The following is a 21,801-nucleotide window of genomic DNA, read 5'->3' as shown; positions in this document are numbered from 1 at the left end:
TTACAGCGTACGAGCGATTTCCTTGATCTCAAAGACTTCCAACATATCACCTTCTTTGATGTCGTTGTAGTTCTTGAGCTTGATACCGCACTCGAAGCCTTCCTTGACTTCCTTGACGTCGTCCTTCATACGGCGCAGCGAGTCGATCTCACCCGTGTAGATGACCACGTTGTCGCGCAGCAGACGGAAGTGTGCATTGCGGGTAACGTGACCCTGGGTGATATACGAACCTGCCACGGTACCGATCTTGGAGGCCACAAACACGGTGCGGATCTCGGCCATACCGATGATCTCTTCGCGTTGCTCGGGAGCCAGCATGCCGGACATGGCCGCCTTCAACTCATCGACAGCGTCGTAAATGATGTTGTAGTAGCGGATATCGACATCGTTGCTCTCAGCGGTCTTGCGCGCTTGCGCATCGGCACGCACGTTGAAACCAATCACGATCGCCTTGGAGGCCAGCGCCAGATTCACGTCCGACTCGCTGATACCGCCCACGCCGGTGTAGACCATCTGCACCTTGACTTCGTCGGTCGACAGCTTGAGCAACGAGGCAGCCAGTGCTTCTTGCGAACCCTGGGTGTCGGCCTTGATGATGATCGGCAGCGATTGCACGTTGCCAGCACCCATCTCAGCGAACATGTTCTCCAGCTTGGCCGCTTGTTGCTTGGCCAGCTTGGTGTTGCGGAACTTGCCAGCACGGTAGGTGGCGATTTCACGGGCGCGGCGCTCATCGGGCAGCACCATGAAGTCATCACCGGCTTGCGGCACATCCGACAGACCCTGGATTTCAACAGGCAGCGATGGACCCGCTTCCTTGGCAACCTTGCCGTCTTCGTCGACCATGGCACGCACGCGGCCATAGGTTTGACCAGCCAGCACGATATCGCCAACCTTCAGGGTACCGGATTGCACCAGCACCGTGGCCACAGGGCCGCGACCCTTGTCCAGCTGGGCTTCGATCACCAGACCCTTGGCATTGGCTTCCACCGGTGCCTTGAGTTCCAGCACTTCGGCCTGCAGCAGCACTTGTTCGAGCAGCTCGTCAATGCCTTGACCCGTCTTGGACGACACGGCCACGAAGGGCGAGTCACCACCGTACTCTTCAGGCACCACTTGCTCAACCACCAGCTCCTGCTTGACGCGTTCGGGGTTGGCATCGGGCTTGTCTGCCTTGGTGATGGCCACCACGATAGGAACACCAGCCGCCTTGGCGTGCTTGATGGCTTCCTTGGTCTGGGGCATCACGCCGTCGTCGGCAGCGGCCACCAGAATCACGATGTCGGTCGACTGTGCACCACGGGCACGCATGGCCGTGAAGGCCTCGTGACCAGGGGTGTCCAGGAAGGTGATCATGCCGCGTGGCGTTTCCACGTGGTAGGCACCAATGTGCTGCGTAATGCCGCCGGCTTCGCCCGCAGCCACCTTGCTGCGGCGGATGTAGTCCAGCAGCGAGGTCTTGCCGTGGTCGACGTGACCCATCACGGTCACCACCGGAGCGCGTGGCAGCGCTTCGGATTCGGCCTGGGATTCCTCTTCGGCGGTGAACGCTTCCGGATCGTCCAGTGCAGCGATGTGCGCCTTGTGGCCCATTTCTTCCACGACGATCATCGCGGTGTCCTGGTCCAGCGGCTGGTTGATGGTGACCATCTGGCCCATCTTCATCAGCGACTTGATCACCTCGGAGGCCTTGATGGCCATCTTGTGGGCCAGCTCGGACACGGTGATGGTTTCTGGCACGTAGACGTCAAGCACGCGTGCTTCCACCGGTGCAGCCGATTGCGAACCACGGTTGTCGTTGCGGTCATTGCCACGGCGGCCACGGGGGCCGGAGCGCCAGTTGTTGCCACGGCCAGCCACGCCACCCGAGGAGTCTCCACGGGTCTTGAGCTCTTTCTTCTTGCCGTTGCTGTCGTTCTGGTTGCTCCAGCTCGACGACAGCTTGGCCGACTTGACTTCCTTGTTGCCAGGCGCTGCGCCAGCGGCAGGCTTGGCAGCGCCAGTCCCGGTGGTGGCAGGCTTGTGCAAGGTGCCCTTCTTGGCATCCGCAGCCTTGACATCCTTCTTCTCTTCCGAAGGCTTCTTGGCCACCAGCACCTTCTTGGGCGCGTTCATCATGGCGCGAATGGCTTCCGCCTCGGCCAGGGCCTTGCGGCGGCGCTCGTCCAGATCGACAGCGCGTGCTGTTTCCTCAGCCTCACGGGCCTTGGATTCGTCTTCAGCCTTTTTCTTTGCTTCAGCCTGGGCTTCGTTGCGGGCAGCCAGCTCCTGGGCATGGCGGCGCGCAGCTTCTTCCTGCTCGGCAGCTTCCTGGGCCTTGCGCTCTTGCGTCTTGGCCACGTAGGCGGCGGCGCGCTCTTCGGCTTCACGCTCCTTGCGCTCGCGGTCTTCACGCTCGGTGCGATCGGCACGTTGCTGCACCAGATCCGCTTCCTGCTTGCTGATCAGCTCAGCTTCGCGGCGGGCTTCCTCTTCACGCTTGACCAGGTCAGCCTTGTGTTCGGCTTCCTTTTGCTTGGCTTCGGCGTGCTTCAGTGCTTCGTCGGAATCGGGTTCTGCGACTTCGTCACGCTTGACGAAGGTACGCTTCTTGCGCACTTCCACCTGGATAGTGCGTGCCCGGCCCGTGGCATCGGCTTGTTTGATCTCGCTGGTAGATTTCTTGGTCAATGTGATCTTCTTGCGGTCTGCAGCGCCGTGGGCGGCCTGCAGATGGGACAACAGCGCTTGTTTGTCCGTTTCAGTCAGCGCATCGGATGCATCCTGCTTAGACACACCTGCGGCTTGCAGTTGTTCCAGCAATGTATCCGGTGATTTTTTGAGTTCAACAGCGAACTCGGCGACAGTATTACTCGACATATCTTGTTCCGTGCCTCCTGACCTTATTCCTGTCCATCAAACCAATGTTCGCGGGCCTTCATGATCAAGGCTTTTGCGTCATCGGCAGACTGTCCGGTCAGCTCGGTCAATTCATCAATGGCCAAATCGGCCAGGTCGTCACGCGTGTGGATTCCACCAGCTTCCAGCTGGGCTACCAACTCAGGCGTCATCCCTTCCAGATCACGCAACTCTTGGGAAACACGGGCAACACTCTCTTCGTGGACGATTTCCATCGTCAGCAGCGCATCCTTGGCGCGCGTGCGCAGCTCATTGACGGTCTCTTCATCGAAGCTCTCGATTTCCAGCATTTCCTGCAGCGGCACATAGGCCACTTCTTCCAGGCTGGAGAAGCCTTCTTCGATCAGGATGTCAGCGATTTCTTCATCCACATCCAGCTTTTCCATGAACAGCTTGCGGGAAGTGCTGGTTTCTTCTTCCTGCTTCTGGGCCGATTCGGCCGCGTCCATGATGTTGATCTTCCACCCCGTCAGATCGGAGGCAAGACGCACATTCTGGCCACCACGGCCAATGGCGATCGCGAGGTTTTCCTCGTCCACCACCACGTCCATGGCATGCTTTTCTTCGTCCACGACGATCGAGGACACATTGGCCGGAGCCAGTGCACCGATCACGAACTGGGCGGGGTCTTCGGACCACAGCACAATGTCCACGCGCTCGCCAGCCAGCTCATTGGTCACCACGTTCACGCGGCTGCCGCGCACACCCACGCAGGTGCCGATCGGATCAATGCGCTTGTCGTGGCTCAGCACGGCAATCTTGGCACGGCTGCCTGGGTCACGGGCGCAGCTCTTGATCTCCAGCAGGCCCTGCTCGATTTCGGGCACTTCATTGCGGAACAGCTCGACCATGAACTCTGGCGCGGAGCGCGACAGCAGGATGGGCGCGCCGCGCAGGGTCAGGTCCACGTCCATGATCATGGCGCGAACACGGTCACCATTGCGCAGATTTTCCTTCGGAATCATTTCACCGCGCTTCAAGCGGCCTTCCACGCGGCCGGATTCGACAATGATGTCGCCCTTGTCCATGCGCTTGACGGTGCCGTTGAAGATCTTGTCGCCACGCGCCATGAAGTCGTTGAGCAGCATCTCGCGCTCGGCATCACGGATCTTTTGCAGGATGACCTGCTTGGCCGCCATGGCACCGATACGGCCGATGGGCACCGATTCGATCTGCTCTTCGATGTAGTCGCCCACCTGCACATCTTCCTTGCGGTCGACGGCGTCCATCAGCATTTCCTCGGCGTCAGGGTTTTGCAGGCCCGCATCATCGGGCACCACCAACCAGCGGCGGAAGGTGTCGTAATCGCCGGTATCGAGGTCGATAGCCACACGCACATCCACTTCGCCGGGATACAGCTTCTTCGTAGCCTGGGCCAGGGCAGATTCCACAGCACCAAACACCACATCGCGCTCTACGTTCTTTTCGCGCGCGATGGCATCCACCAGCATCAACAATTCGCGATTCATGCGACGACTCTCCTATTTCAATCTTTAACCAGAAGGCGGCATCAGCGGCGCCACCATGTGCGGGCCAATCAGGCCTGGGGGTCTTCGTCGGCAGCACCTGCCGCCGCCCTGCCCTTGAAGCTCACGATGGGTGCCAGACGCGCTTCACGCAGCTCGTCAAGCGTAAAACCCAGGCTTTGCAGCGGCGCCGGTGGGCGCTTCTTGCTCACGCGGGCACCGGGCTTTACAGGCGGTGCATCGCTCCAGACGATCTGCCAGCCACCAGCCTCGGTGCGCTCGAGCGTGCCCCGAAACTTCTTGCGATTGGCGCTGATGGTCGTGCCTTCGGCAGCGGCACCGATGGATTCCTTCAGCGTCAGGTCCACCACAGCGCCGGTGAAGCGGATGAAATCCTGCTCATGGCGCAATGGACGATCAATACCGGGCGAGGACACTTCCAGGCGCTTGTACTCCACGCCATCGACTTCCAGTGCAAACTGCAGCTGACGGGTGACCTTCTCACAATCCTCCACCGTCACAAACTGCTCTGGCACGCCTTCCGGACGGACATCATCCGCACTCCAAGGCAGGTCGATGGTGATGCGCAAAAGGCCGCTGGCAGAGCGTTCGATCTCCACCAAGTCGTAGCCCAGGCCGCTCACCGTTTGTAGGGTGGTTTCTTGCAAGCTCACGTGTGCTATTTATCCCGCAAATACAAAAAACCCGAGAACCACGGAATGTTACACATTCCGCAGCATCGAGCTGAAAAACATGCGACCAAAAAAAATGGGCGGTTGGCACCGCCCAGTTGGTCGTGTAGACATCAATTATAGGGGCAAACCAGTATCAATGCAATGATGCAAAGCACCTTTTAGACTGGCGGACTACTCAGCCTGCGCCTTGCGCGCCTGCACGATGGCAGCCGTGCGTTGCAGCAACGCATGGGCGTCGTCGCCTGCGGGCAAGGGGCGCGCATCGCCTTGCGAAAAGCGCTCCAGCATGCGCTGCAGTACGCCGGGCTGGGGCAACACGGGGCCCAGAAACATGGCTTCTGTGCCGCGCCCGAGCAACACAGTAGGGAAGGTGGTGATATCCAGCTCGCCCAGCGCCTCTTCCTCGTCCTCGACATCGAGCCAGACAAAGTCCATGCCCGGCCATTCCTTGGCCAGCGCATCAAAGGCGGGCTGGTACTGGCCACAGGTACCGCACCACTGCGCGCACAAACACACCACCAGCCAGGGCGCCGTCGCAGCCTCGGTCATAAAAAAATCCGTCCCGCAAACAAAGGCGTATTTTTACCACTATTGCGGTAACCGAGCGCTCCACGGCCTTTGCGAATACGCGCTTCTCTGACTTGAATCAGGGCCAAAAGCAACTAAGTTCTAGGGAGTTATCAGCCATTGGGCAGTTGCCTGTACAACAGCAAGCTGCCACATCTTCGGGAGCAGGCATGGATTCCAAAAACTACTACGACGTTCTGGGCGTGGACAAGAAGGCCAGCGCAGACGAAATCAAAAAGGCGTTTCGCAAGCTCGCCCGCAAATACCACCCGGACCTGAGCAAGGAAAAAGATGCGCAAAAGCGCATGGCCGAAGTCAACGAGGCCAATGCCGTGCTCTCGGATGCAGAAAAGCGTGCCGAGTACGACGCCATGCTCGACGCCCCACGCGGCTTTGCCTCCGGCGCAGGCAACCCCTTCCGGGGCACTGAGGGCTTTGACGGCGGCGATTACCAGTTTCGCCGCCAGAGCATGGGTGGTGATGCCGATTACAGCGATTTCTTCCGCCAGATGTTTGGCGACGCCGCGCGTGCCCAGCGCGGCGGCCATGCCGGCGGCGGACCACGCGCGGCGATGCGCGGCGAGGACCAGCATGCCAGCATCGAGCTGGACCTGACCGACAGCTACCAGGGCAGCGAGCGCATGCTGACCCTGCACGGTCAGGAAGTGACCGAGGATGGCGAAGTACGCAGCCAGGAGCGCCAGCTCCAGGTGAAGATTCCCGCCGGGGTGCGTGAAGGCCAGATGATTCGGCTGGCTGGCCAGGGCGGGCCGGGCTACCAGGGTGGCCCGGCCGGCGATCTGCTGCTGGAAGTGCACTTTCGCCCCGACAAGCGCTGGCGCGCTGAAGGCAAGGATGTCTATATGCCCATGCCCGTCAGCCCCTGGGAGGCAGCTTTGGGCGGCAGCGCGGAAGTCAAGACGCCGGCCGGCACGTTGGAGGTGACTATTCCGGCAGGCTGGTCAGCTGGGCGCAAGCTGCGCATCAAGGGCAAGGGCCTGCCCGCTGCCACGTCTGGCGATCTGTACCTGGAGCTGCAGCTGCACATACCGCCCGCCGCCACCGAGCAGGAGCGCGAAGCCTACGCGGCCTTTGCCAAGGCCTTCCCCCACTTCCAGCCTCGCCAAGGAGTGTAACCATGCCCCACTACACGACCGTACACACCACCACCTTGCAGATCATTGACGACGACAGCCTGGATGCCGCCAGCCTGGCCCAGGCCTGCCAGCGCAACCTGGACTGGGTGCAGGCCCGCGTGGTGGATGGCGTGCTCACCCCTAGCACCGGCACGCGCAACCCCGATGCCGTTGCCAGCTGGCGCTTTGCGGCCGCCTGCATTGTGCGTGCACGCCGCGTCGCGCTGCTGGAGCATACCTACGATGCCGACCCCCAACTGGCCGCAATGACTGTCGATTTGATGGAAGAAGTGCTGGAGCTGCGCCGCCGCTTGCAGCGCTGACGCCCGCTTTAGACAGACGCAAAAAAGCCCGCTGATGCGGGCCTTCTCTCACCGAAAGCGCTCCATCCGCATGCCGCGCCTGATCGTGGCAAGCGCGGCATGCGGACGGGGCAAACCGGTAGGCGGTATTAACCGCCCTTGTGCGTACGCTTGCCTGGGTTCTTCTTGGAACGGGTAGCGGTGCCACGGGCACGGCTAGCCTGTTGGCCGCGACCGGGCGTAGGCAGGCTCTTGCCGTTAGGCAGGGCCGGTTGAGGGGTGAACTTGCGGTCAGCTTCCGTAACGATTTTGTTGCCCATCCTGGGACCTCGCGATAAACAAAACCGACATTAGGCCACAGATGCCAAGCAAGCAGATAAAAATACCTGCTAATTCCGATGACTGGGTGCGAAATTAGGCATGCAAGCCGCACGCGGAGCACGCAAATCAGGCGCTTTGCTTACATTTGGTCCGCTCTACCAGCTTGTAAATTACGCCTATCTGGTTAGGATTCATAAAACAGAACAAGGAATAATTTCTTATGCATGAGCTCGATCATCAACGACGACCGCAACAGCGCTCTCTCTGGCTCCCCCTGGCAGCCGGCGCAGCAGCTTTGGCCGTTTACTGGTGGGCCAGCAACAAAACCCGCAAAGTCGTGCCCGTTGACCTGATTGAGCCGGTTGCCGACTTTGATGCAGAACGCTTTGTCGGCGACTGGTATGAGATCGCCCGCATCGAGCGCGGTCTGGGCAAGCCGCTGACCCGCTCGCGCGTGGAATACGAACTGCTGAGCGATGGCAGCCTGGGCATCACCACCCGTGGCTTTCATGCCGGCACCCACCGCTGGGTGGAAGGCCATGGCATTGCCCGCTTTGTGGGTGCACCCAACTTTGGTGCGATGAAGGCCTCCTTCATGGGCCCCTTCCATGAGGGCTACCATGTCGTCGCCATCGACCCGGATTACCGCTGGGCCATGCTGATGGGCGACACCACCGACTCCTTCAAGCTGCTCTCGCGCAAGCCGGTGCTCGACGGCAAGACAGTCGACATGCTGGTGCACCAGGCTGCACTGATGGGCGTGGAAACCTCGCGTATCCATTGGGTGATGCAGGACGGCGTCAACCCCACCGGCCACTGGTAAGCCCCCGTCCCCCGTCAATCGCCGAAGGGGCACCCAAGCCTGCACGTACCGCGTGCAGGCTTTGCTTTGCCGGACGGCGTTTAAACGCCGATCCGCTTGGCGCCAGCACGCTCCTCATCGATCAGTGCCTGCATGCTGCCGGCAAACTGAATCGTCCCTTTCTCCAGCACATAGGCCCGGTCGCTCACCAGACGTGCAAAGTGCAGGTTTTGCTCACACAGCAGAATGCTCACGCCGCGCTGCTTGAGCTGCAGGATCATCTGCGCCATCTGCTCAACGATGACAGGCGCCACGCCCTCAGAGGGCTCATCGAGCAGCACCAGATAGGGGTTGCCCATGAGGGTGCGGGCAACGGTCAGCATTTGCTGCTCGCCGCCACTCATCTGCCCGCCCGGGCGCTGCGGCATCGCGGCCAGATTGGGGAAAAACGCCAGCAACTCGTCCACCGACCACTGGCTGGCCAGGCTGCCATCGGCCCAGCGCCGGGGCGGCTGGCGGCCCACTTCCAGGTTTTCCAGCACCGTCAACGCGCTGAATATGCGCCGCTCCTCCGGCACATAGCCCAGGCCCAGGCGCGCAATGCGCCAGGCATCCGCCTGCGCAATGTTCTGGCCCATGAACTGCACGACGCCCTTGCGCCGCTCCACCAGGCCCATGATGGCCTTGAGCGTGGTGGACTTGCCCGCGCCGTTGCGGCCCATCAAGGCCACCACTTCGCCACGCCGCACCTCCAAGCCCACATCAAACAAAATGTGGGCCTCGCCATACCAGGCATTGAGCTGGTCCACTTGCAGCAACAGCCCGGTCGCTGCACCCGGCATCTGTGCGCTCATACGGTGGGCTCCTCACGCTGTTCGTCACTGTCGTAGGTGCTGCCCTTGCCCAGGTACACCGCTTGCACCTCGGGGTTGCGCCGCACCTCCTCCGGTTGGCCCTCGGCAATCAGCCGGCCCCGCGCCAGCACAATGATGCGGTCGGCATAGGCAAAGACGACATCCATGCTGTGCTCGGTAAACAGCACGGCCATGTCGCGCTCGCGGGCCAATTGCCGGGTCAGCGCCATCAGCTGCAGGCGTTCGGCCTGCCCCATGCCGGCAGTGGGCTCGTCCATCAGCAGCAGCACCGGTTTGTGGGCCATCGCCACGGCCAGCTCCACCCGCTTCACATCGCCATAGGCCAGCGCATTGCAGGCGCGGTCGGCCTGGTCCTGCATGCCCACCAGCGCCAACAAGGCCAGTGCCTCCTCACGCTGAAAGCGTGCCGCCTTCTGCCACAGGCCAAGGATGCGTCCCGCGGCAGACAGCAAGGCCATCTGCACATTCTCGGCCACCGTCAGCGAGGCAAAGGTCTCGGCAATCTGGAAGGTGCGCCCCACCCCCAGGCGCCATATCTCGCGGGGCAGCTTGCCGCCCAGGGCCGTGCCGTTGAGCAGCATGCTGCCGGCATCGGGCACCAGTTGGCCACCCAGCATGTTGAAGGTGGTCGTCTTGCCCGCGCCATTGGGCCCTATCAGCGCCAGCACTTCGCCCCGGCGCAAGGCAAAGCCCACATCGGCCACGGCCTGCACGCCGCCAAAGCGCTTGCCCAAACCGGTCACTTGCAGCAGTTTTGTCATGGATGTCCAAGTGCTCGCGCAGGCGCCTCTGGGCGGCCTGCCGCTACATCAATCTGTGTTATGGGGACGGCCTCAGCTCAGCTCCAGGCTCGCCGCCATCAGCCGCTGTGTATAGGGTTGGCGGGGTGCATCCAGCACCTGCATGACTTCGCCGCTTTCGACCACCTCGCCATCCTTCATCACCAGCACCTCATGCGCCATGGCGCGGATCACCGCCACATCGTGTGTGATCAGCACATAGCTCAGGCCACGCTCGCGCTGCAGGCGCTGCAGCAAGGCCAGCACCTGCTGCTGGATGGTGACATCAAGGGCGCTCGTGGGCTCGTCCAGCACGAGGATCTCGGGGTCGACGATCAGCGCACGGGCAATGGCCAGGCGCTGGCGCTGCCCGCCCGAGAACTCATGCGGATAACGGTCAAGCAGGCCCGGGAACTGGGCCTCGGTCATGCCCACTTCCTGCAATAGCGCCAGCACCTGTTGCTGCAGCTCGGCAGCGGCCAAATGGGGCTGCGCCAGCTGCAGGCCTTCGCCCACAATCTCCTGCACCGTCATGCGGGGCGACAGCGACGAGAACGGATCCTGGAACACCACCTGCACCTTGCGGCGCAGCTGCTGGTTGGCCGCGCTGTTGCGCTGGGCCGGCAGTTGCCAGGCCTGTTCGCCAATGCGCAGCTCGCCATCGCTGGGCAGCAGGCCCAGGATGGCCTGGGCCAAGGTGGATTTGCCCGAGCCCGATTCGCCAATCACGCCCAAGGTCTGGCCACGGCCCAAGGCCAGGCTGGCGCCGCGTACCGCCTCAAAGCGGCCTTTGCGGAACCAGCCGGCAAAGCCCGGCAGCGGCGTTGCATAGGCCACGCTCAGCCCGCTTGTCTGCAGCACCGCCGGCGCCTCGGGCTGGCGGGCCACCACCTGGCGCTGGGGTGTGCTGGCCAGCAGTTTCTGGGTATAGGCATGCTGGGGCGCGGCAAACACCTCGGCCACGGCGCCCTGCTCCACCAGCCGGCCCTTTTCCATCACGGCCACCCGGTCGGCAAAATGGCGCACCAGCGGCAGGTCATGGGTAATCATCAGAACGGCCATGCCGGTCTGGCGCTGCAAATCGCTCAGCAGTTCCAGGATCTGGCCGCGCAGGCTCACATCCAGCGCCGTGGTGGGTTCATCGGCGATCAGCAGCTTGGGCCGGCAGGCCAAGGCCATCGCAATCATCGCGCGCTGGCGCTGGCCACCGCTGAGCTGGTGCGGGTAGCTGCCGGCGCGGCGCTGCGGCTCGGGGATGCCGGTGGTAGCCAGCAGTTGCACGGCCTGCTCCCAGGCCGCCTTGTCGCCCAGGCCCTGCTTGAGCTGCAGCACCTCGGCAATCTGCGCGCCCATGGTCATCAGCGGGTTCAGCGCCGTCATCGGCTCCTGAAAGATCACCGCTATCTCATCGCCACGCACGGCCTGGATCTCGCGCTCGGAGATCTGCAGCAGGTTGCGCCCGCCCATCAGCGCTTCGCCGCGCAGCTGGGCCTCGCCCACCAGGCGCAGCAGGGACAGCGCGGTGATCGTCTTGCCCGAGCCGGACTCGCCCACCAGGGCCAGCTTCTCGCCGGCCTGTATGCAAAAGCTCAGGTCCTTGACCACATCCTGGCCGCCAAAACCCACATAGAGGTGGTTGACCTGCAGCAGCGGCGCGGGCACGGCCACCGGGGCTGGTGTGGGCTCAAGCATGGCGGGCCTCCTGGGCATCGGCGCTGGCGGATGGCACTGGCTGGGCTGGCCCAGCAGCCGGTGCTGCGCCAGCACGTGGTGTGTTGAGCTGCTTGCGCGGGTCCAGCGCATCGCGCAGCGCATCGCCCATAAAGGTCAGCAGCAGCAAGGTGCCGACCAGCACCGCAAAGGTGGCCAGCGAAATCCACCAGGCATCAATGCTGTTTTTGCCCTGGTTCAGCAACTCGCCCAGGCTTGGCGTGCCCGGTGGCACACCCAGGCCCAGAAAATCCAGCGAGGTCAGGGTCAGGATCGAGGCGCTCATCTGGAAGGGCAGGAACGTGACCACCGGCGTCATGCTGTTGGGCAGAATGTGGCGCCACATGATTTTCCAGCTCGGCACACCCAGGGCCCGCGCCGATTTCACATAGTCCATCTGGCGGTTGCGCAAAAACTCCACCCGCACATAGTCGGACAGCGCCATCCAGCCAAACAAGGCCAGCAGCACCAGCAGCAGCGCAGCGCTGGGGGCCAGCACCGCACTGAAAATGATCAGCAGGTACAGCACCGGCATGGCGCCCCATATCTCGGTAAAGCGCTGGAACATCAGGTCCACCTTGCCGCCGAAAAAGCCCTGTATGGCACCCGTCAGCACGCCGATCACCGTGCCCACTGCCGTCAGCGCCAAGCCAAACAGCACGCTGACCCGAAAGCCATAGATCAGCTGGGCCAGCAGGTCACGCCCCCGGTCATCGGTGCCCAGCCAGTTGTCGGCCGATGGTGCCGACGGCGTGGGCGACTTGGCAAAGTAGTTGATGGTGTTGGGGCCGTAATGGTTGAGCGGGAAGAGCGCCCAGTTGCCATCCTTGCGCAGCTGCTGCTGGATGAAGGGGTCCAGGTAGTCGGTGGCGGTGTGGAAATCGCCACCAAACGTGGTCTCGGGGTAGTCCTTGGCCAGCGGAAAATAGGTCTGCCCCTCATAGCGCACGATGAGCGGCTTGTCGTTGCTGATCAGCTCGGCAAACAGGCTGAGCACCACCAGCACCACAAACAGCAGCAGGCTGTAAAAGCCCAGCTTGTTGGACTTGAAGCGGCGCCAGGCGCGGGCAGCGGGCGAGCGGCCCGGCGGGAGTGGGGAAACAGGCTCGGTCATCGTCATGGTCTGCAGAGACGGTGTGGCCACCGTCCCCCTCCTGTCAGTGAATAGGGGGGCCTGGGGCCTGGAGTGGCGACTGTGGCGGCGGTGGCACTGGCAGCCGCGTTGTCGCTGTTGGCCGACAGCCAAACGGCGCGCCATCGGCCATGCTCTGCGCCATGTCTGCCAGCACCAGCCCCCCAGCCTTGCGCACCGCGCTCAAAAGCATTGCCATTTTTGAAGCGCTCAAAGGCGTTGCCGCGCTGCTGGGCCTGTTGGGGCTGCTCAGCCTGCTGCACCACGATCTGCACCGCCTCGCACTGGAACTGATCGGCCACTTTGGCCTCTCGCCCAACGCTCGCTACCCGGCCGTGCTGATCAGCTGGGTGGACAAGATCAATGCCACCTCCATCCATACGCTGGTGCTGCTGGGCGCGACCTATATCGCGCTGCGCTGGCTGGAGGCCTGGGGCCTGTGGCATGACAAGGCCTGGGGCGAATGGCTGGGCGCGCTGTCTTCCGGTCTGTACATTCCCTTGGAAATACAGCACCTGCTGGCGCACCGCCACTGGCAGGGTGCGGTGGTGCTGATGCTCAACATCATGGTGGTGGCCGTGCTGCTGCGGCGCCTGTATTTGCGGCGCAAGGCCTGAGACGCGGCGGCTGGCCGCAGCGGTTGGGGCGGCCAGTACGGGCATGCGCGCCTCAGTCAAACTTGACACGCGGATCCACCCAGACATAGCACAGGTCGCTCACCAGCTTGGTGAGCAGACCGATCAAGGTAAACAGATAGAGGGTGCCCAGCACCACCGGGTAGTCGCGGCGCAGCACGCTCTCGTAGCTCAGCAGCCCCAGACCATCGAGCGAGAACAAGGTCTCGATCAACAAGGCGCCGGTGAAGAAGGCCCCAATGAAGGCCGCCGGGAAGCCGGTGACGATGGGCAGCAAGGCATTGCGGAACACATGGCGCCACAGCACCTGGCGCTCGCTCAAGCCCTTGGCCTTGGCGGTGATCACATACTGCTTGCGGATCTCTTCGAGAAAGGCGTTCTTGGTGAGCATGGCCGTCACCGCAAAGCTGCCAGCCACCATGGCCGTTACCGGCAAGGTGATATGCCAGAGATAGTCCACCAGCTTGGCGGCCCAGCCCATCTCCTCCCAGCCCGATGAGGTGAGCCCCCGCAGCGGAAACCACTGCAGCTGCCCGCCAAAGATCACCAGCAGCGCCACGCCCAGCACAAAGCCCGGTATCGCATAGCCCACCAGCACGATCACCGTGGTGACCATGTCGAAACGGCTGCCCGCGCGCACCGCCTTGGCAATGCCCAGCGGCACCGCAATCAGGTAGCTGATGAAAAAGGTCCACAGCCCCAGGCTGATGGAGACGGGCAGCTTGTCCTTGATCAGCTGCCAGACGCTTTTGTTCTGAAAGAAGCTGTTGCCCAGATCAAAGCGCGCGAACTGGCCCAGCATCTGCACAAAGCGCTCGACGGGGGGCTTGTCGAAGCCGTACAAGGCCTTGATCTCTTCAAGCCGCTTGGGGTCAATGCCCTGCGCGCCCCGGTAGCCCATGCTTGCGCCTTCGGCACCCCGGTTACCAGCCTTGGCCTCCGCCAGGTACTGCTCGACCGGGCCGCCCGGCACGAACTGGATCACCACAAAGGTCAGCAGCAGGACCCCGAACAAGGTGGGAATCATCAGCAGCAAACGTTTGAGGATGTAGGCAAACATGCGGTGCGGGCTCCAATGTCAGCAAGGGCGGGCAAGCGCCGTGGCACTGTGGCAGAAAAGGCCTGGGCAGCGCGGCAGGCGCGCTGGGGCGGTGAGAAGGATCATATAACGGCTGGGCGCTGCGTCAGACCGGGTCATCGCTTGGCAGTGGCTGCGGTGATCGGCGGCATGCGCGCCCACCAGTAGTACATCACCCAGGTCTCGCCCGGCACATAGGCGGGCACCTGCGGCGGCTCCACCAGGCGCCAGGCGTCATACACCACCCGGTGGCTCGCCGCATACCACTGCGGGATGAGGTAGTGACCCGCCACGATGATGCGCTCCAGCGCATGGCAGGCAGGCAGCAGTTCCTGCTCGCTCTTGGCGCTGGCCATCTTGGCAATCATCGCGTCGACGGCCGGGCTTTTGAGGCCAATGAAGTTGCCCGAGCTTTCCTGGTCCGCTGCGGCGCTGCCAAACAGCTCGGCGTATTCCTGGCCGGGGATATTGGTGCCCGGGATGTTGACCGAGATCAGGTCGTAATCGAACTTGTCGACCCGCTGCTGATAGAGCGCGTAATCGGCCACCCGCAGCCTGAGCTTGATGCCCAGCTTTTCCAGGTTGCGCATCCAGGTGGACACGGTGCGTATGCCGCCCTCGTTGCTGTCCAGAAACTCCAGCTCCAGCGCCTCGCCCTTGGCATTGCGCAGCACGCCGTTGGCGTCCACCTTCCAGCCGGCATCGGCCAATAGCGCCTGGGCCTTGCGCAGGTTGTCGCGCAGGCTGCTGCCCTGGTCGGTGCGAGGAGGGTCCTGCAGGGGCCCCAGGGTGCCGGCGGGCAGGTCTTTCTCAAAGGGCTTGAGCAGGGCCAGCTCGGCATCGCTCGGGCTGCCATGCGTTTCGCACACGGTGTTGCCAAACAGGCCATGCACGCGCTCGTAGGCGCCGTAGAACAGCTGGCGCTGCATCCACTCGTAGTCAAAGGCCAGGCCCAGCGCCTCGCGCACCCGCACATCCTGCAGCACCGGACGGCGCAGATTCAGAAAATAGCTTTGGAAACCGGACGGCAGCTTATGGGCAAAGTCCCCCTTGCGCAGCTCGCCCCGGTCAAAGCGCTTGCCGTACAGGCGCCGCGCCCAGTCGCCGGCGCTGAAAAAGCGCATCACATCGAACTCACCGGCCTTGAGCGCCTCCAGCTTGGCGGTGTTGTCCTTGTAGATCTTGATCGTGATCCGGTCAAAATTGGCGCTGCCCAGGCGCACCGGCAGGTCCTTGGCCCAGTAGTCGGGGTCGCGCACATAGGTGATGTCACGGCCATACACCACCGGGCCGATCTTGTAGGGGCCGCTGCCGATCGGCACATCGGTCACGATCTGGTCAAAGCGCTTGGGCTTGCCATCAGCGCCCAGGCCCCAGTCGCGGCTGAAGACCGGCAGGCTGCCCACCGTCAGCGGCAGATCGCGGTTGGGCTTCTTGAAGCGAAAGCGCACCGTGCGGTCATCGATGACATCGCAGCCTTCCACATCGGCCAGCAAGGTCTTGTAGCCAGGCGCGGCGTACTGGCTGATCAGCGCCTCGTAGCTGTGCTTCACATCCTGCGCCAGCACCGGCTTGCCGTTCTGAAAGCGCGCTGCCTTGCGCATCTTGAACGTGGCGGATAGGCCATCGGCCGCCACATCGATGTCTTCGGCCAGCAGGCCGTAGCCGGTCGTGGTCTCGTCCAGGCTGGCGATCAGCAGGCTGTCAAACAGCATCTCGGCCAGGTAGGCCGGGGGCGAGCCTTTGATCGTGAAGGGGTTGTATTTGTCAAAGGTGGAGTAGCGCAGCGCACTGACCAGCCGCAGCTCACCGCCCTTGGGCGCATCAGGATTGGCATAGGCAAAATGCTTGAAATCCGCCCCGTAGCGCGGCTCGCCCCACAGGGCGTAGGCATGGTTGGCCCAGGCAGGTGCTGCCGCAGCAGCCCACAAAATCAGCGGAAGGCAGAATCGCATGCGACAATTCTGCCCTAGCTGGCCACCTGTGCAAGCGTTTACCCCCGAGAAACGCTCTGCCCCGGTGCCAAGTCTTTTTTGGCCATGCCTCATGGCCTGGAACTCATCAGGAGAAGAACAATGGGATTTCTGACCGGCAAGAAACTGCTGATCACGGGCGTGCTGTCCAACCGCTCCATCGCCTACGGCATCGCCAAGGCCTGCCACCAGCAAGGCGCCGAGCTGGCCTTCAGCTACGTGGGTGAACGCTTCAAGGACCGTATCAGCGAATTTGCAGCCGAGTTTGACTCCAAGCTGGTGTTCGACTGCGATGTGGCCGATGACGCCCAGATCGAGAAGATGTTTGCCGACCTGGCCGCCACCTGGGGCAAGTTCGACGGCTTTGTGCACTCCATCGGCTTTGCGCCGCGCGAAGCGATCGCCGGCAACTTCCTCGATGGCCTGTCGCGCGAAGGCTTCCGCATTGCCCATGACATCAGCGCCTACAGCTTCCCCGCACTGGCCAAGGCCGCCCTGCCGTACCTGAACGACAAGTCGTCGCTGCTGACCCTGTCCTACCTGGGTGCCCTGCGCTCCATCCCGAACTACAACACCATGGGCCTGGCCAAGGCGTCGCTCGAAGCCTCCGTGCGCTACCTGGCCGAGGCCGTGGGCCGCACCGAAGACGGCCGCGCGATCCGCGCCAACGGCATCTCCGCGGGCCCGATCAAGACCCTGGCCGCTTCGGGCATCAAGGACTTTGGCAAGCTGCTGGGCCGCGTGGCCGACGCATCCCCCCTGCGCCGCAATGTGACCATCGAAGATGTGGGCAATGTCGCCGCCTTCCTGCTGAGCGATCTGGCATCGGGCGTGACCGCCGAGATCACCTATGTGGACGGTGGCTTCAGCCAGACCGCAGGTCTGTCGGCCGACCAGGTTTAAGCCCTTCCGCTTGAACAAAAGCCCTGCAGGCTTGGAGCCTGCGGGGCTTTTTGCTTTCGATGGCGCAGTTGCATTTTGTCCCACGCTAACGCCATCACGCTAACGGAGTTGTTGAGCCAGCCAAAGTGCAAAACTTGCACATTGCTCTGCTTCAGGCAACCACGTGGGCCAGCATCCACTCATCATCCAGCTCTTGCGGTTTCAGCGCAAAAGATGGAAGGAAGCAGGTTCACAACCCTGCACGGAAGCGCTTGAGCCGCAACGCATTGGCCAGCACAAACACACTCGACAGCGCCATCGCCCCGGCCGCAAACACCGGCGACAGCAAGGTGCCATTGATGGGGTACAGCAGGCCTGCAGCCACCGGGATCAGCGCCACGTTGTAGGCAAAGGCCCAGAACAGGTTCTGGTGGATATTGCGCATGGCGGCGCGTGAGAGCCCGATGGCGGTCACGACACCGCGCAGATCGCCGCCCATCAGCACCACGTCGGCCGACTCGATGGCGATATCGGTGCCCGAGCCCACGGCAATGCCCACATCGGCCTCGGCCAGTGCGGGTGCATCGTTGATGCCATCGCCCACATAGGCCAGCGCACCATGGGCAGCCCGCAGGCGTTTGACGGCCTCAACCTTGCCATCGGGCAGCACCTCGGCCACCACCTCGTCAATGCCCAGCTGCTGGGCAATCGCTTCGCCGGTGCGGCGGTTGTCGCCGGTGATCATCGCCACCTTCAGCCCCATCGCATGCAGGCCTTCAATGGCGGCACGGGTCGTCGGCTTGATCGGGTCGGCCACGGCAATCATGGCCGCCAGCTGGCCATCGATGGCGGCATACAGCGGCGTCTTGCCTTCGGCGCCCAGGCGGGCGGCCTCGTCCGCGAACACCGTTACATCTGCACCCAGCTGCTGCATCATGCGGTCTGCGCCCACCTCCACCCGCGCACTACCCACTTGGGCACGCACGCCAAAACCGGTCACCGATTCAAAGCCGGACAGCGGCGGTATCTGCAGGCCTTCGGCCTGGGCGGCCTGCACAATGGCCTGGGAAATCGGGTGCTCGGACTGGCTCTCGACGGCGGCCACCGCCGCCAGCACGGCGGCACGCTCAAAGCCGGGGGCCAGCACCAGGTCGGTCAGCGCAGGCCGGCCTTCGGTCAGGGTGCCGGTCTTGTCCACGGCCACCACCTGGGCATCTTTCAGCAGCTGCAGCGCCTCGCCCTTGCGGAACAGCACACCCAGCTGGGCGGCGCGGCCGGTGGCCACCATGATCGAGGTGGGAGTGGCCAGGCCCATTGCACAGGGGCAGGCAATGATCAGAACCGCCACCGCATTGACAAGGGCCAGGCTCAGCGCCGGCGACGGGCCCAGCAGCAGCCAGAGCACAAAGGTCAGCAGGGCAGCGGCCATCACCGCAGGCACAAACCACATGGTCACCTTGTCTACCACCGCCTGGATCGGCAGCTTGCCGCCCTGGGCCTGCTCGACCATGCGGATGATCTGCGCCAGCACGGTGTTGCCGCCCACCTCGGTGGCCTCCAGCGTCAACGCGCCCTTTTGGTTGATGGTGCCGCCCACTACATGGGCCCCAAGGGTCTTGTGCACGGGCACCGGCTCACCGCTGATCATCGATTCATCGACATAGCTCTCGCCATCGGTCACCCGGCCATCGACCGGAATGCGCTCGCCAGGGCGCACCTGCACGCTATCGCCGGGCTGCACCGCGTCAATGGCCAGTGATTGCCAATCGCCATCGCGCCGCACCCAAGCCGTCTTGGCTTGCAACTGCACCAGGCGCTTGATCGCCGCCGAGGTGTTGCCCTTGGCGCGCGCCTCCATCCAGCGGCCCAGCAGAATCAGCACCACGATGACCGCTGCCGCCTCGAAATAGACGTGCACAGTGCCCGCAGGCAGTACGCCGGGCGCAAAGGTGGCCACCAGCGAGTAGAGGTAGGCCGACAAGGTGCCCACTGCCACCAGGGAGTTCATATCCGGCGCCGCACGCCAAAGCGCAGGCAGGCCCAGCCGGTAAAAGCGCCGGCCCGGCCCGGCCAGCACCAGGCTGGTCAGCACCCATTGCAGCAGCCAGTTGCTCTGTTGCGGCAGCCATTGGCTCACCCAGTGGTGAAAGCCTGGCAGCATGTGGCCGCCCATCTCCAGCACAAACACTGGCGCGGCCAACAAGGCCGCCAGCCACAGATCACGCAGCAGGCCTTGCTGCGCCTGCTGCTGGCGCTGGGTTTGTGCATCATGGGCATCGGCCGCCTCGCTGGCTTCGGCCGCCTGCGGCAGGCTGCGGGCGGTATAGCCGGCCTTGGCCACGGCGGCCAGCAGTTGCTCGGCGGGCACGCCTGCCGTCAGCTGCACCGTCGCCCGCTCGGTGGCCAGGTTCACGGCGGCGGTCTGCACACCGGGCACAGCCTTCAAGGCCCGCTCGACCCGGCCCACGCACGATGCGCAGGTCATGCCTTCAACTTCCAGCTCCAGCGCATGGGCAGGCACCTTGTAGCCAGCTTTGTGAACCGCTGCCAGCGCCTGCTCCAGCACCTGGGCGGCTGGGGCCTGGTCGCCCAGTTGCAGGCTGGCCTGCTCGGTAGCCAGGTTGACATGGGCGCTTTGTACGCCGGGCACGGCTTGGAGCGCACGCTCGACCCGGCCCACGCAGGAGGCACAGGTCATGCCCTCAATCGGCAGTTGCAGCAGCGGGGTGGCGGATGGGTTGGTTTGGGCAGTCATGGCGGTTGTCTTTCTATCCATGGCAGCCACTCTAAAGATTGCCATGGTGTGAATGTCAAGCCCCTGCCCACAGCGGGTGCAAACACAGCGCGGGCAGCTCCGCCCGCAGCCTTACCAGTTGCTCTGGATCTTGCGCCGGCCGTCCTGCGGGAACGCAGGCTTTTGTGGCACATAGGCGCCCGGCTGCGGCTTGGGCGCGGCGGTATTGCCTGCAGCAGCAGCGCCCGCCCCAGCGCTTGCAGCCGTGCCTGGCGCTGCGGCGCCGGCCTGGGACAGCCAGGTCACCACTTCCGAGCGGTCGGCGCGGGTGGCAAAGTCGCTGGCCGTCAGGCCTTGCTGGTTCCTTATCTTGGGGTCAGCCCCTTCCTTGATCAGCAGTTGCACGGCACTGCGCGTGCCGTACTGGGCGGCCATCATCAACGGCGTGGTGCCATTGGGCGATGTGGCATCGATAAAGGCATGGTGCTCCAGCAGCAGAGCCACCATCTTGAGGTCCGAGCCGTCTTCGCTGGGGGCGGAGACGGCATAGTGCAGCGGTGTCCAGCCCTCTCGGTTCACATCGGCATCGCGGGCAATCAAGGCCTTGGCCAGATCAAGCTGGCCCTTGATGGCGGCCATCATCAACGGCGTCTCACCCTTGGCATTGGCCAGGTTCACATTGGTCGCCGGCAGCGCAATCATGCCTTTGGCGACGCGGTAGGAATCAAGCTTGAAGGCCTGTGTCAAGCCTGTCTCGCCCTTCTCGCTCATGGTGTTGGGATCAAAGCCTCGCTGCACCAGCGCCTCGATGCCCTTGGCATCGTCACGGATGATGCGGGTGAAGAAATCGTCGTACGAGCCCGCTTGCGCGACCGCGCAGGCGAGCAACAAAGCTGCGGCGCAGGCGGCACGCAGCGGAAACAGGGAACCAGACTTGGGCTTCATGACAGCACTCCGCTGAACAATCGGTCGAAATTGCGATTGGTGGCCTCGGCCACCGCTTCCACGCTGATGCCGCGCACCTCGGCAATCTGCGCGGCCACATGGGGCACGTAGGCAGGGATATTGGTCTTGCCGCGAAACGGAACCGGGGCCAGATAAGGGCTGTCGGTCTCGATCAGCAGGCGGTCCTCGGGCACAAAGGCCGCGACGTCGCGCAGATCCTGGGCCTTCTTGAAGGTGATGATGCCGGAAAACGAGATATAGAAGCCCAGGTCCAGCGCTGCGCGGGCGACTTCCATGCTCTCGGTGAAGCAATGGAACACGCCGCCTGCGGCATCGGCGCCACCAGTCTCACCCTCCTCGCGCAGCAGGCGCAGGGTGTCGTCCGAGGCACTGCGGGTGTGGATCACCAGGGGCTTGCGCACCTGCTGGGCCGCACGGATATGGGTGCGAAATCGCTCGCGCTGCCAGTCCAGATCGGCAATCGTGCGGCCGCCCTTGCGGTCTTCCATGCCGTAGTAATCCAGGCCGGTCTCCCCAATCGCCACCACCCGGGGCAGCGCGGCGCGCTCGACCAAGTCCTGCACGCTGGGCTCGGTCAGCCCTTCGGTATCGGGGTGCACACCCACGCTGCACCAGAAGTTGTCATAGCGCATCGCCAGCGCATGCACGTCGGGAAACTCTTCCATCGTGCAGCTGATGCACAGCGCGCGGGTCACCTGCGCCTCGTCCATCTTGGCGCGGATGGCCGGCAGGTCCTGGGCAAGCTCGGGAAAATTGAGGTGGCAGTGGGAGTCGGTGAACATCAATCGTCAACGCTGCAGACGGACAAAGCGCCGCAGTCCAAATACTAAGAACTGCTGCCATTGTCCGC

The 21,801-nt window shown here is 63.4% G+C and carries 18 protein-coding genes; 5 read left to right on the top strand and 13 right to left on the bottom strand.

Annotation, left to right across the window (positions count from 1 at the left end; translation table 11 throughout):
- The 4 genes from infB to LPW39_RS14405 all read right to left on the bottom strand — a co-directional run bounded on the left by infB (window position 1) and on the right by LPW39_RS14405 (window position 5,608).
- Complete coding sequence (infB, locus tag LPW39_RS14420) at window positions 1-2,859, bottom strand: translation initiation factor IF-2 (RefSeq protein WP_230776254.1); 2,859 nt, start codon at window positions 2,857-2,859, stop codon at window positions 1-3.
- 23 nt (window positions 2,860-2,882) lie between these two features.
- Entirely contained in the window at window positions 2,883-4,367 is a 1,485-nt protein-coding gene (gene nusA / locus LPW39_RS14415) for a transcription termination factor NusA (protein ID WP_230776252.1), read from the bottom strand.
- A 68-nt stretch (window positions 4,368-4,435) separates the two neighbouring features.
- Window positions 4,436-5,038: a ribosome maturation factor RimP gene (gene rimP / locus LPW39_RS14410; protein ID WP_230776250.1), complete on the bottom strand. Its 603-nt coding sequence runs from the start codon at window positions 5,036-5,038 to the stop codon at window positions 4,436-4,438.
- A gap of 192 nt (window positions 5,039-5,230) precedes the next feature.
- Window positions 5,231-5,608, bottom strand: coding sequence for a thioredoxin family protein (locus tag LPW39_RS14405; protein WP_230776249.1), 378 nt, complete (start codon window positions 5,606-5,608; stop codon window positions 5,231-5,233).
- 188 nt (window positions 5,609-5,796) lie between these two features.
- Here LPW39_RS14405 and LPW39_RS14400 point away from each other — a divergent pair, with 188 nt between their 5' ends.
- The 3 genes from LPW39_RS14400 to LPW39_RS14390 all read left to right on the top strand — a co-directional run bounded on the left by LPW39_RS14400 (window position 5,797) and on the right by LPW39_RS14390 (window position 8,208).
- A complete protein-coding gene (locus LPW39_RS14400) occupies window positions 5,797-6,762 on the top strand; it encodes a DnaJ C-terminal domain-containing protein (RefSeq protein ID WP_230776247.1) in 966 nt (321 codons plus the stop codon).
- A gap of 2 nt (window positions 6,763-6,764) precedes the next feature.
- Entirely contained in the window at window positions 6,765-7,085 is a 321-nt protein-coding gene (locus LPW39_RS14395) for a MerR family transcriptional regulator (RefSeq protein ID WP_230776245.1), read from the top strand.
- Between the two features lie 637 nt (window positions 7,086-7,722).
- Window positions 7,723-8,208, top strand: coding sequence for a lipocalin family protein (locus LPW39_RS14390; RefSeq protein WP_230776243.1), 486 nt, complete (start codon window positions 7,723-7,725; stop codon window positions 8,206-8,208).
- Window positions 8,209-8,288: 80 nt separating this feature from the next.
- Here LPW39_RS14390 and LPW39_RS14385 read toward each other — a convergent pair whose 3' ends face one another.
- The 4 genes from LPW39_RS14385 to LPW39_RS14370 form a co-directional block, all read right to left on the bottom strand.
- The gene (locus tag LPW39_RS14385; RefSeq protein ID WP_230776241.1) at window positions 8,289-9,041 is read right to left on the bottom strand and encodes an ABC transporter ATP-binding protein; all 753 of its coding nucleotides are present in this window, start codon (window positions 9,039-9,041) and stop codon (window positions 8,289-8,291) included.
- Window positions 9,038-9,823, bottom strand: coding sequence for an ABC transporter ATP-binding protein (locus LPW39_RS14380; RefSeq protein WP_230776239.1), 786 nt, complete (start codon window positions 9,821-9,823; stop codon window positions 9,038-9,040). The genes LPW39_RS14385 and LPW39_RS14380 overlap by 4 nt, the downstream gene beginning before the upstream one ends.
- A 72-nt stretch (window positions 9,824-9,895) precedes the next feature.
- Window positions 9,896-11,533: an ABC transporter ATP-binding protein gene (locus tag LPW39_RS14375; protein ID WP_230776237.1), complete on the bottom strand. Its 1,638-nt coding sequence runs from the start codon at window positions 11,531-11,533 to the stop codon at window positions 9,896-9,898.
- On the bottom strand, window positions 11,526-12,671 hold the full coding sequence (locus LPW39_RS14370) for an ABC transporter permease (protein ID WP_407928856.1): 1,146 nt from the start codon (window positions 12,669-12,671) through the stop codon (window positions 11,526-11,528). Before LPW39_RS14370 ends, LPW39_RS14375 begins: the two co-directional genes overlap by 8 nt.
- A 155-nt stretch (window positions 12,672-12,826) precedes the next feature.
- On the opposite strand from LPW39_RS14370, the gene LPW39_RS14365 reads away from it, so the two are divergent.
- Window positions 12,827-13,300 carry a DUF2127 domain-containing protein gene (locus LPW39_RS14365; RefSeq protein WP_230776235.1) on the top strand — a complete coding sequence of 158 codons (474 nt, stop codon included), beginning with the start codon at window positions 12,827-12,829 and terminating at the stop codon, window positions 13,298-13,300.
- Between the two features lie 52 nt (window positions 13,301-13,352).
- Here LPW39_RS14365 and LPW39_RS14360 read toward each other — a convergent pair whose 3' ends face one another.
- Together LPW39_RS14360 and LPW39_RS14355 are read right to left on the bottom strand one after the other, a co-directional pair.
- Window positions 13,353-14,378 (bottom strand): microcin C ABC transporter permease YejB, encoded by a 1,026-nt coding sequence (locus tag LPW39_RS14360; protein WP_133858806.1) that lies wholly within the window; start codon window positions 14,376-14,378, stop codon window positions 13,353-13,355.
- A 134-nt stretch (window positions 14,379-14,512) separates the two neighbouring features.
- Window positions 14,513-16,351 carry an extracellular solute-binding protein gene (locus LPW39_RS14355; protein ID WP_230776233.1) on the bottom strand — a complete coding sequence of 613 codons (1,839 nt, stop codon included), beginning with the start codon at window positions 16,349-16,351 and terminating at the stop codon, window positions 14,513-14,515.
- A gap of 120 nt (window positions 16,352-16,471) precedes the next feature.
- Here LPW39_RS14355 and fabI point away from each other — a divergent pair, with 120 nt between their 5' ends.
- Window positions 16,472-17,272 carry an enoyl-ACP reductase FabI gene (fabI, locus tag LPW39_RS14350; RefSeq protein WP_021027875.1) on the top strand — a complete coding sequence of 267 codons (801 nt, stop codon included), beginning with the start codon at window positions 16,472-16,474 and terminating at the stop codon, window positions 17,270-17,272.
- Window positions 17,273-17,501: 229 nt separating this feature from the next.
- On the opposite strand, the gene LPW39_RS14345 is transcribed toward fabI, so the two are convergent.
- The 3 genes from LPW39_RS14345 to LPW39_RS14335 all read right to left on the bottom strand — a co-directional run bounded on the left by LPW39_RS14345 (window position 17,502) and on the right by LPW39_RS14335 (window position 21,733).
- Window positions 17,502-20,006, bottom strand: coding sequence for a heavy metal translocating P-type ATPase (locus tag LPW39_RS14345; RefSeq protein ID WP_230776231.1), 2,505 nt, complete (start codon window positions 20,004-20,006; stop codon window positions 17,502-17,504).
- A 111-nt stretch (window positions 20,007-20,117) separates the two neighbouring features.
- Window positions 20,118-20,930, bottom strand: a complete 813-nt coding sequence (locus tag LPW39_RS14340) for an ankyrin repeat domain-containing protein (RefSeq protein ID WP_230776229.1) — start codon at window positions 20,928-20,930, stop codon at window positions 20,118-20,120.
- On the bottom strand, window positions 20,927-21,733 hold the full coding sequence (locus LPW39_RS14335) for a TatD family hydrolase (protein ID WP_230776227.1): 807 nt from the start codon (window positions 21,731-21,733) through the stop codon (window positions 20,927-20,929). Before LPW39_RS14335 ends, LPW39_RS14340 begins: the two co-directional genes overlap by 4 nt.
- Window positions 21,734-21,801 lie beyond the last annotated feature (68 nt).

Source organism: Comamonas koreensis (assembly GCF_021026195.1).
GTDB classification, from domain to species: domain Bacteria; phylum Pseudomonadota; class Gammaproteobacteria; order Burkholderiales; family Burkholderiaceae_C; genus Comamonas; species Comamonas koreensis.
The sequence above is the reverse complement of the archived record's forward strand: the minus strand, read 5'-3'. Positions and strand labels throughout refer to the sequence as shown.

What these genes read in the sequence shown, in the direction of transcription:
- LPW39_RS14400 (WP_230776247.1), top strand. Translation starts at nt 5,797, where the DNA reads ATGGATTCCAAAAACTACTACGACGTTCTGGGCGTGGACAAGAAGGCC.
- LPW39_RS14355 (WP_230776233.1), bottom strand. Translation starts at nt 16,351, where the DNA reads ATGCGATTCTGCCTTCCGCTGATTTTGTGGGCTGCTGCGGCAGCACCT.
- LPW39_RS14370 (WP_407928856.1), bottom strand. Translation starts at nt 12,671, where the DNA reads ATGACGATGACCGAGCCTGTTTCCCCACTCCCGCCGGGCCGCTCGCCC.
- LPW39_RS14365 (WP_230776235.1), top strand. Translation starts at nt 12,827, where the DNA reads ATGTCTGCCAGCACCAGCCCCCCAGCCTTGCGCACCGCGCTCAAAAGC.
- LPW39_RS14340 (WP_230776229.1), bottom strand. Translation starts at nt 20,930, where the DNA reads ATGAAGCCCAAGTCTGGTTCCCTGTTTCCGCTGCGTGCCGCCTGCGCC.
- LPW39_RS14375 (WP_230776237.1), bottom strand. Translation starts at nt 11,533, where the DNA reads ATGCTTGAGCCCACACCAGCCCCGGTGGCCGTGCCCGCGCCGCTGCTG.
- LPW39_RS14360 (WP_133858806.1), bottom strand. Translation starts at nt 14,378, where the DNA reads ATGTTTGCCTACATCCTCAAACGTTTGCTGCTGATGATTCCCACCTTG.
- LPW39_RS14335 (WP_230776227.1), bottom strand. Translation starts at nt 21,733, where the DNA reads ATGTTCACCGACTCCCACTGCCACCTCAATTTTCCCGAGCTTGCCCAG.
- LPW39_RS14405 (WP_230776249.1), bottom strand. Translation starts at nt 5,608, where the DNA reads ATGACCGAGGCTGCGACGGCGCCCTGGCTGGTGGTGTGTTTGTGCGCG.
- infB (WP_230776254.1), bottom strand. Translation starts at nt 2,859, where the DNA reads ATGTCGAGTAATACTGTCGCCGAGTTCGCTGTTGAACTCAAAAAATCA.
- LPW39_RS14345 (WP_230776231.1), bottom strand. Translation starts at nt 20,006, where the DNA reads ATGACTGCCCAAACCAACCCATCCGCCACCCCGCTGCTGCAACTGCCG.
- fabI (WP_021027875.1), top strand. Translation starts at nt 16,472, where the DNA reads ATGGGATTTCTGACCGGCAAGAAACTGCTGATCACGGGCGTGCTGTCC.
- LPW39_RS14385 (WP_230776241.1), bottom strand. Translation starts at nt 9,041, where the DNA reads ATGAGCGCACAGATGCCGGGTGCAGCGACCGGGCTGTTGCTGCAAGTG.
- nusA (WP_230776252.1), bottom strand. Translation starts at nt 4,367, where the DNA reads ATGAATCGCGAATTGTTGATGCTGGTGGATGCCATCGCGCGCGAAAAG.
- LPW39_RS14395 (WP_230776245.1), top strand. Translation starts at nt 6,765, where the DNA reads ATGCCCCACTACACGACCGTACACACCACCACCTTGCAGATCATTGAC.
- LPW39_RS14380 (WP_230776239.1), bottom strand. Translation starts at nt 9,823, where the DNA reads ATGACAAAACTGCTGCAAGTGACCGGTTTGGGCAAGCGCTTTGGCGGC.